Annotated in this window: 8 protein-coding genes; 5 read left to right on the top strand and 3 right to left on the bottom strand. The window is 69.0% G+C overall.

Annotation, left to right across the window (positions count from 1 at the left end):
- The 4 genes from ETD86_RS56310 to ETD86_RS49995 all read left to right on the top strand — a co-directional run.
- The coding region (locus ETD86_RS56310; protein ID WP_211370827.1) for a hypothetical protein at positions 1-450 on the top strand (450 nt) is incomplete at its 5' end.
- Between the two features lie 176 nt (positions 451-626).
- Complete coding sequence (locus ETD86_RS49985) at positions 627-1,925, top strand: M23 family metallopeptidase (RefSeq protein ID WP_138673652.1); 1,299 nt, start codon at positions 627-629, stop codon at positions 1,923-1,925.
- 160 nt (positions 1,926-2,085) lie between these two features.
- On the top strand, positions 2,086-2,337 hold the full coding sequence (locus ETD86_RS49990) for an AfsR/SARP family transcriptional regulator (RefSeq protein ID WP_246149452.1): 252 nt from the start codon (positions 2,086-2,088) through the stop codon (positions 2,335-2,337).
- 2 nt (positions 2,338-2,339) lie between these two features.
- On the top strand, positions 2,340-2,843 hold the full coding sequence (locus tag ETD86_RS49995) for a M15 family metallopeptidase (RefSeq protein WP_246149453.1): 504 nt from the start codon (positions 2,340-2,342) through the stop codon (positions 2,841-2,843).
- A gap of 132 nt (positions 2,844-2,975) precedes the next feature.
- Here the strand turns inward: ETD86_RS49995 and ETD86_RS50000 are convergent, their stop codons facing one another.
- Entirely contained in the window at positions 2,976-4,220 is a 1,245-nt protein-coding gene (locus tag ETD86_RS50000; RefSeq protein WP_138673653.1) for a hypothetical protein, read from the bottom strand.
- 352 nt (positions 4,221-4,572) lie between these two features.
- Between ETD86_RS50000 and pdxR the strand changes: the two genes are divergently transcribed.
- Positions 4,573-6,063 (top strand): MocR-like pyridoxine biosynthesis transcription factor PdxR, encoded by a 1,491-nt coding sequence (gene pdxR, locus ETD86_RS50005; RefSeq protein ID WP_138673654.1) that lies wholly within the window; start codon positions 4,573-4,575, stop codon positions 6,061-6,063.
- 684 nt (positions 6,064-6,747) lie between these two features.
- On the opposite strand, the gene ETD86_RS50010 is transcribed toward pdxR, so the two are convergent.
- Positions 6,748-7,104 carry a hypothetical protein gene (locus ETD86_RS50010; RefSeq protein ID WP_138673655.1) on the bottom strand — a complete coding sequence of 119 codons (357 nt, stop codon included), beginning with the start codon at positions 7,102-7,104 and terminating at the stop codon, positions 6,748-6,750.
- A 749-nt stretch (positions 7,105-7,853) separates the two neighbouring features.
- Positions 7,854-8,927, bottom strand: coding sequence for a DUF5994 family protein (locus ETD86_RS59805; RefSeq protein WP_342779361.1), 1,074 nt, complete (start codon positions 8,925-8,927; stop codon positions 7,854-7,856).
- Between the last annotated feature and the right edge of the window lie 188 nt (positions 8,928-9,115).

The following is a 9,115-nucleotide window of genomic DNA, read 5'->3' on the forward strand; positions in this document are numbered from 1 at the left end:
CTGCTCGCCTACGACGGCAACTCCCACCTGTTCGGCATCGCCGGTGGGGTGCTGCGCCGCTACACCGTCAACGCCGCCAAGCCCGCCCGCGCCAACATCCTGGCCGGTGAACTCATCGGCAGCGGCTTCACCCTGAAGACCCTGACCACCACCGCCTCCAACTGGCTGCTCGGCACCACCAGCAGTGGCCTGCTGATCGCCTACCGCATCAACGGGGTCCAGGACTACACCCGCTTCCAGCTCCGTGACGCCACCTGGCAGGTCTTCGACAGCCTGCTCTCCCCCGGCGGAGGCGTCTACTACGGCCACCGCCCCGAGGGGTCGATGCACCGCTACCTCGACCACAACCCCCACGACGGCAACGCCGACGACCTGATCGGCCAGGGCACCGTCGACACCAGCGGCTGGACCCAGACCCTCATGTCCGCCCAACCCGCCACCGTCAGTTAGCCGGAGGGCCTTGGCCCCAGCCCTGGGCCGGCCCCGCCTGTCCGCACTTACCCCATCCGGAGCGCTCCGCCCGGATCGCCCGGTCCGAACTGCTCAGCCCGGTCGCCGAAGCCGAACGGGCTCCGTTCCCGAAACTCACTTCGATCAGGGACCACCCGGTCCCCTGGAGGAATCTCATGCCCAGATTCACTGCTTTACGAGCCGGGATCACCATCACGCTCATCGCGGCCTTCGGCCTGGCCGCCACGGCGAGCCCCGCGCTGGCCGCCCCCGACCTGCAGCTGCCCTTCCCGTGCGGCCAGCAGTGGCGGCTGGACACCTGGGCCCATGCCCCCGCGCTCGACATGGTGAAAGAGCCCGACCAGCACGGCACCGAGGGCGCCGCCCTGGTCGCTCCCGCCGCCGGGACGGTGAACCAGTCCTTCTACCACAGCAACGCCGGCAATGTGATCCAGATCAATCACGGCGGCGGCTACTACACCACTTATCTGCACCTGGAGTCCCGCGCCGTCTCGGTCGGAGCGAGTGTGCAGATGGGCACGACGATCGGCAGGGTCGGCAAGAGCGGTCCGACCTCCAACGGGCATCCGCACCTGCACTTCGAGCTCGGATACGACTCCGACGGCAACGGCTCGGCCTCCTGGGGCTTCGCGGGCTCCGAGCGGGTCAGGCCGACCTTCAACGGGGTCACCTACGGCGCGGCCAACAACCAGACCTGGCGCAACGTCACCAGCCGCAACTGCGGGGCCCCCACCGGAACTGCTTCGGTGTACGGGGTGTTGCCCGACGGGCGGTTGACCTACACCGCGATCGACGCCGCCACCGGCCGGCGTACCCACGGCGCGGTCACCTCCACCGCCACCCTCGGCTTCACCCCCAAGGCCATGGCCACACTGAACTTCAACACCATCCTGGTCACCGAGGACGGCCCCGAAGGCAAGCTGTACCGGATCGACGTGATCAGCAACCGCGACAGCGTCGTCTTCAACCAGCCCCTCCTGCTCGGCACCGGCTTCACCCACGAACTGCTCGCCTACGACGGCAACTCCCACCTGTTCGGCATCGCCGGTGGCGTGCTGCGCCGCTACACCGTCAACGCCGCCAAGCCCGCCCGCGCCAACATCCTGGCCGGTGAACTCATCGGCAGCGGCTTCACCCTGAAGACCCTGACCACCACCGCCTCCAACTGGCTGCTCGGCACCACCAGCAGTGGCCTGCTGATCGCCTACCGCATCAACGGGATCCAGGACTACACCCGCTTCCAACTCCGTGACGCCACCTGGCAGGTCTTCGACAGCCTGCTCTCCCCCGGCGGCGGCGTCTACTACGGCCACCGCCCCGAGGGATCGATGCACCGCTACCTCGACCACAACCCCCACGACGGCAACGCCGACGACCTGATCGGCCAGGGCACCGTCGACACCAGCGGCTGGACCCAGACCCTCATGTCCGCCCAACCCGCCACCGTCAGCTGAGACACCGCCTCCTCATACAGGGCATCGCGCAGGACCCCGGGAACACCCGGGGTCCTGCGCGATGCAGGAGAAACCTCGCAAACCCCGAACTCTGGTACGCCGCATCGGCAGACCCTTAGGGTTTGGGTGGGGTTGGCCGAGCCCTTTTTGGGGAGAGCCAATGGAGTTACGACTCCTGGGTCCGGTTGAGGTGTGGAACGACGGGCGGCAGGTCTCACTCGGGGGCAGCAAGCCACGAGCCCTGCTCGCCGCCTTGTTGCTGGACGCGGGCCGGGTGGTCACCGTCGAGCGGCTGATGGAGGCGATCTGGCAGGACGATCCGCCGCCGACCGCGCGCGGGGTGCTGCAGACGTACATCGCCTCGCTGCGCCGCGCGCCGACGATGAGGGCGCGTTCGCGCACGTCCGGCTGAGCGTGGCCGACCGCCTGATCGCCGCGCAGACCCGGCTGCCCCGCAGGCTGCGCCTGCTGGTGGTGGAGGGGTTCCGCCTGGCGGCTCTGCAGCAGCACTACTTCACCGAGTCCGTGGCCGCGCACCAGGCGGCGCACCCCGGTTGGGACGAGCGCCGGGCCCACGTGGAGGCCAGCAGATACGTCTCCCCGCCCGAGGTGGCCCCGCACGTCAGCGGCGGCGCGGTGGACCTGACCCCGTGCACCGTCTCCGGCACCGAGCTCCCGATGGGCACGCAGATGAACGCCACCCCGCCGGAAAGCGACGAAGCGTGCTACACCGCCTTCCCCGGCATCTCCGCCGAGGCCCGCCACAACCGCGACATCCTGGGCACCGCCCTGGTGTCCGCCGGTTTCGTCAACCACCCCACCGAATGGTGGCACTGGTCCTACGGCGACCGCTACTGGGCCTTCATCACGGGCTCCCGCTTCGCCCGCTACGGCATGAGCCACGGTCCCGCCCACTGAGGCGCGAAGTGTCACGTTCGCGCCAACCAGGGGTCGCCTGCCGTCGGCCTGTCTCGATGCGAGTACCCGTTCAAGCTCGGCATCGCCTCGGGCGGCCCACGCCCGGCGGCGTGGGAAGCTAGCGTGGCGCCGTCAGGTCCGGTTACGCCGGTGTCCCAGGCGGTCGGCGGCGAAACCCGCGATCCGCAGCAGCGTGCGGACGGCGAGGGCGATCTGTGCCCACAGGAGGATGACCAGGCACAGTATGGCGAACCAGAAGGCGGCGGTCAGCGGGCCGCCGGCGGCCTGCTCGATCCCGCCTGTCACGGTCCGGGTCATGAATGGCAGGTAGAACCACCACAGCCAGAAACCGCCCACGCCGAGGCCAGCCAGCCAGACCCAGCGGAACCAGCGGCCTACCTGGACGTCGCGAGGGTTCGCCGTGGCCAGCTCGGCCGCCTGTGCGGGGGTGAGGCGGCCGAGCGCGCGCCGTAGCAGCAAGGTCTTGACCCGCCACAGATTGCGGCAGCCGGTGGCCGTGGCCAGCACCGCGTACAAGTCCGTGCGCAGGAACAGCATGAACTGCCAGAGCATGGTCACGCTCTTGGCGAGGGCGAGCATTTCCACCAGCGCCACCGCCGTCGCGGGCAGGGACAGCGCGCCGGCCAGGGCCGCGAGCCGGATTCCCAGCAGGGCCGCGAGGAGGACCGAGTCGAAGGCCAGCCCTGCCAGCAGGGGTCCGTAGCGCTGGCGGCGCGGGAGCCGCCACAGCTGGGACAGGTCGGTCTCGAACACCACGAAGTACAGTCGCCAGTCCACGCCGAATCGGGCCGGCACGCCGGCGGCCACCGCGGCCAGCCAGTGCCAGCATTCGTGCAGCGCCGTCATGACGCGGGTGAGCACCAAGAAGAGCAGTAACTCGGGACCCGCTCCCCCGAGTACGAAGGCGTCCGCCGCACTCGGGCGGACCTCGGGGAACGCCGCCAGGAGGACGACCGCCAGCACGAACGCCGTGCCGTACAGGATCCAGGCCACGCGCCCGAACAGCGGGCGGACGAGGGCCTGGGGCGGACCGGACAACCAACCGGACAGCTGCAGCGCGCCCGTCCGCGGGGGCGGGACCGGTCGGGCGGGATCGTCGAGGAAGCCCAGCCTGCCGAGGGTCGCGACGAAAGCGGGCACGTCCACCGACTCACCGGCGTACCGCTCGGCGGCGCGGGCCGCCTCGGTCACCGTCGCTCCGCTCTGGAAGGCCCGGATGACGACGCCGCCGACCGGCGGCATCGCGACGAACCGGCCGGTCGCCGGATCACCGACCACGACCTGCCCACCATCCTCGGTCAGGGTCAGCGGTCGCAGCCGCAGCGGCTCGCCGGCCTCTTCGGCCGGTGCGTTCACCTGCCCGCTCCGGCATGCTGCTGTGCCCCGACCCTGCCGGTGACGGGGCTGCGGCGCGCAGGCCCGTCACCGGCAATGGGCTCCGTACGTATCCCGGTGGACGGCCGGTCAGCACACCTGGTGATGTCGGCCGGCCTGATCGGCTCACCGGAACATGCCATTGCTCACGTCCATTCGAAGCCGGTGCTCTTGACCGTCTCGATCTCCTCGACCTCGATCGTCATGTCTGCCTCCTTTTCGCGTAGATGACGAGACCATCAGCTGAATCGCGACAGCGCTCACAAAATGCTTCGCGGAGAGTGTCCCGGCAATGCGGTGTTGATATGTTCACCCTGCCTGCCACAATGGCCCGATGCACAGGTCCAAAGAAGCTCCTTCTGACCAGTCCATAAAGTCGGGGTCCGATTTCCTGCAGCTCAACGCCGCCGACGCTCCAGTGGGCGGACTGACCGACTGGCTTGCCGGTCAGTTGCGGCTCGCGATCTCTGAAGGTCGCCTGCCGGTGGGCAGCAGACTGATGGCGACCCGAGTCCTGGCCGCGGATTTGCAGGTCTCCCGGAGCGTGGTCACGGAGGCTTATCAGCGCCTGGCCGAAGACGGGCTCGTCGTCGGCCGGCGGCGGGGCGGCACGATCGTGGTCGCGGCCCCAGCGGAGCAGGCACCGGCCAGGCCACCAGCACCCGCAGGCGGCCCCCCGACCGATGCGCTGTTCACCACCCCACCCAACGCGGAGATCTTCGATGCGCTACGGTCCGCCCCAGCCCGGATCGACCTGTCACCCGGCCTGCCCGACCTCGCCGCGTTCCCCCGCAGCGCCTGGCTGCACGCGGAACGCACCGTGCTCACCGACCTGCCCGCGTCCGACCTCGGCTACGGCGACCCACGTGGAGCCCTGGCGCTACGGCAGGCCGTCGCGAACTGGCTGGCCCGCTACCGCGGCATCCAGGTGGAGCCAAGCGAGGTGATCATCGTCGCCGGCACCGCCCAGGCACTTGCCCTGCTGTCCCGGCTGTTCCGCGACGCCGGGATCGGCGCTGTCGCGGTGGAGGATCCAGGTTCACTCGGGGTACGTCAACATCTGCGCGACGCCGGACTGGACACCCCGCCGATCCCGGTCGACTCACAAGGAGTGCGAGTCGACCTCTTGCGCGCCAGCGGCCTTCCAGCGGTGATGCTCACCCCCGCACACCAGTTCCCGACCGGCGTGGTGCTGGCAGGCGCCCGACGCCGCGAACTCATGGAGTGGGCAGGCACGGGCGGGCTGATCGCCGAGGACGACTACGACGCCGAGCACCGCTACGACCGGACGCCGGTCCCCGCCCTGCGCTCGATACTCCCCGAACACGTCTGCTACACCGGAAGCGTGTCCAAACTGCTGGCTCCCGCATTGCGAGTGGCCTGGATGCTGGCACCCCGCAGGTACACCGACGCCTTGGTGGACGCGAAACGATTCGCCGATCTGGGCAACCCCGTACTGCCGCAACTCGTCCTGGCGCACCTCATGGAATCGGGCCGGCTCGAACGCCAACTGCGCCTGCTGCGCCGCCGTCACCGCCACCGGCGAGACGCGATGATCCAGGCGATCAGAACCCACCTCCCAGGCGCGACAGTGCACGGTGCCGCCGCCGGCCTGCACCTGATGGTCACCCTCGACGCCAAATACACCAAACTCCCCGACACCGACCTGGCCGCGCGAGCGCTCGCACAGGGCGTGAAAGTGCACCCCCTGTCGTGGCACAGCCAACATCCGCATCCACCAGGACTCATTCTCGGCTACGCCGCCAACTCCCCGGCCGACATCAACAAAGGTCTGGCGACGCTCGGCACTCTCCTACGGCAATAACCGCCCGTTCCCCACAGACAGGGCTGCCGCCTCTCCGAGCAGCACCGCCGCCGAACTGCTGGAGCGCGTCGGCGAGTCGCCGCCGCTGAGAATCACGTGCACCATCGCCCACTGCTTTCGGCAGTCTCAACGGGACCGATGGTCAGCCTCCCGAGCTCGGGGCTTCGTCGGATTGCCTGGGTGTCTTTCGCCAGCGAGCCCGCCAGATGTGACCGGCGGCCGATGAGCTGTTCTGTCGAACGACTGGGTTTGCGGTCGGCGCCCTCCAGAGCCTGCATTCCCGCCGTGGGCGGGATCCGCAGTCCGGCCCGCAGGCTGCGCCTGAAAAGGGTTGTACCGCAACAACATTGGCGCTCTGCCATCCCCATCATGGACTTCGAATCCCTGCCCCAGCGGCGATCCGGCTCCCGGCGTCCATCTCGCGCAGCACATCGGGTGAGGCCTGAGCCACGGTCTCGTCGAACCACTCGCTCTCACCAGGCAGCATGTCCATAGACATCGGCTCACGCTGCGCCGGCGCCTCGCCCGGCGACCGGATCCAGGTCCACCCGTGTTTGGGCCCCGGACGCCGCTCAACCACCTCTGAGCCTCCGGACCTGCACCTACGCTACGACCGCGCTGATCCGGCGCTGCTGTGGCTGCCCGAGGATCGACCTGGAGCCGAAATCGCTGCCCTTGTGCCGCTCAGTCACCCGCTCCCTCATCGGGCTGCCTGCCATCCACGCTGGTGTCGAGGAGGTGGGCCCCGGCATCGTGCAGGGTGATGCCATAGCCCGGCGTCTGGTCGGCGGGCGACCACTCGTTTGTCGCGCTGATCGCCTTGAAGCGGGTGTCGCGGGTCGGGCCGTCGCCGACGAGGTGGCCGCGCAGATGACCGGCACGGTCGTACACGGCCCACCGGCCGGCGCTCACCTGCGGCATGGCGCCCGGGTTGTCCTTGAGCCACTGCGCGTTGGCCGCGTGATCGGGCCGCTCGTCGGCTCCATTCAGCTGAGATAGGTCGCCTATGGCATGATCTTCGGTTTTGCGAGCACTACCCATGTTGCGTCTCGCTCTCTGATTGTGGCCGTTGCCCCCGAGACATCGGAGAAGCACTTTCAGCCTAGGAACACAAGGTATGGCACAGAACGCACTTGGCCCGACACCGTCGGGATGCGCCTCCAGGAGCTCTACCCGACTCGAGCTGCCCTATCGAGGGCATCAGATGCGGGAAAAGTGCCGGACAGGAGCTGGGACGGACAGCCCATCCGATGTCCGGTCGGCCGGCCCGCGGCGAGTGACGACCACGTCCGCCTGCCCACCGCCCTGCCGACACCTGCGGTCCCATCGGTGACCAGAACTGTCCTGCCGGTCACGGTCCGTTGCAGATCCGCTCCAGGGCCTGATCCCTCGGCGCACGCCGGTGCCAGTTGGGTCACGGAGGAGGGCATCGCCGAGTGGCGTCGGGCGGACCCGCGCCGGCAAGCGGGCGCTTCGCCACAATGTCCTGGGCGACCCACAAGTGATCAACCGCTGTCGAGCCCCCGGCGGTTCAGGCCGAGGATGACGTCGAACAGAGGTGGCGCGACCTCTGCCCTGGTGTGCCAGAGGCTTACGCCTTTCCGGCATGGCCTTATGAGGTGTGCGGGGTGGCTGGGGGCCGGAACTCGGCCAGATGAGCAGGCCTGCTCATCTGGCCGAGCGGAGGAGCGCGCCCGGCGACGGGCGTCCCGGATCCGCGCCGAGAGATCGGATCGAGCCCGTCTTCATCGGAAGTCGGTGACCGCCGGGAACGGCAGCTCGGCGCGGGCTCAGGTGGTGGCGGGCCGTGCGGGCACCAGATCGGTGACGCGGCCGCCCTCGTTCTCCCAGGCGGCTGAGCTGTCGCGGCCGGGCATGCCCTCGTTCGGGACGGCGGGGTGGAGAATGTCAGCAGGCCGGACGCCGACCGTGCCTGCGGCGGCGAGCGTGAGGGCTGCCGTGGCCGACTCCTTCGCCGTGCCGGGGGGAATGACCAGCAGAGTGATGGGAGCGGTTCCCGCGATGCTCAGGGTGATCAGGTGCGGGTCCGCGCTGCGGAACCAGCCCACTCTGACGTGGCGACCACGGGCCGGGATACGGCGCGGGATGTCATCCCACGCGTCCTGATACAGGCCCACGCGCAGGACGGCTCTGCCGAGCCGCTGGTCGACGGCCGAAATGAGGGCGGGCAGTTCGGCGGCGGCATTGCGAGTGCCGGGCCACCACGCCCCGTCGACGGTGCCCCTCCTGTCCAACAGGGGGTTCAGGCTGAGCCTGGGCGCGACCGTGGAGTCGGCGACCGTAACGGGGTTTGACGGTGTGGACGGCGAAAGGAGTGTTGTCATCATCGTTGCCTGGCCTGTCAGGCCCTCACCATGGGCCGAAAGCGGTCTATCGCCGCGGGCGACGCCAACCTGAATGCCAACGCACGAAATATCCTCGGTATTTTTATTGTACCTCATTTGATGAGGAAAGAGAGACGTTGAATTTCCACCGGCAAAATCGGTGCTGTTATCGATTTCGGTGATACACCGGGTCGGCGGTTGCTTGTTTCCCGTTCTCGGTCCGGAAGACCACCCTTGGGCCAGGCGCGTTGTGGCCGTAAACGCCGGCCGGACATGGTGCCCGCGACGGCGGATCCACGACTCTCCGGGGCGGACGCCCGAGAGCCGCTGAAGGGAAACGTTGTGAGTCCGACAAGGAAGATCAAATCCAGGACGCGGGCCGCCCCAGGTTGGATCGGCTCCACTTCGGCCGCGCCATCTGAAACCAGCACCTGGAGTCGAAAGGTGTGCTCGCCGGCAGGCCGGCACATTCCCGCTTCGAGCGGTGAGCAAATAGATGGTGCAAATCTGGAGGAGCATCCGTCCCCAGAACCGATCACCAAGGTTTCGTGGTGGAGGCGGCGTTCAGAGCCGGCGCATCAGACAGGCTCATCACTGGGGCTGGTGGCTGTCGGAGCCCCCGAGCCGGGCGGCGGCCCGGTGGCGGGGCTGATGGGTTCCAGCCAGCCGAGCCGCTCGGCCAGCCGCCGGGCGCTGTCGATCACGGT

The organism is Nonomuraea turkmeniaca (genome assembly GCF_005889735.1).
Classification (GTDB): domain Bacteria; phylum Actinomycetota; class Actinomycetes; order Streptosporangiales; family Streptosporangiaceae; genus Nonomuraea; species Nonomuraea turkmeniaca.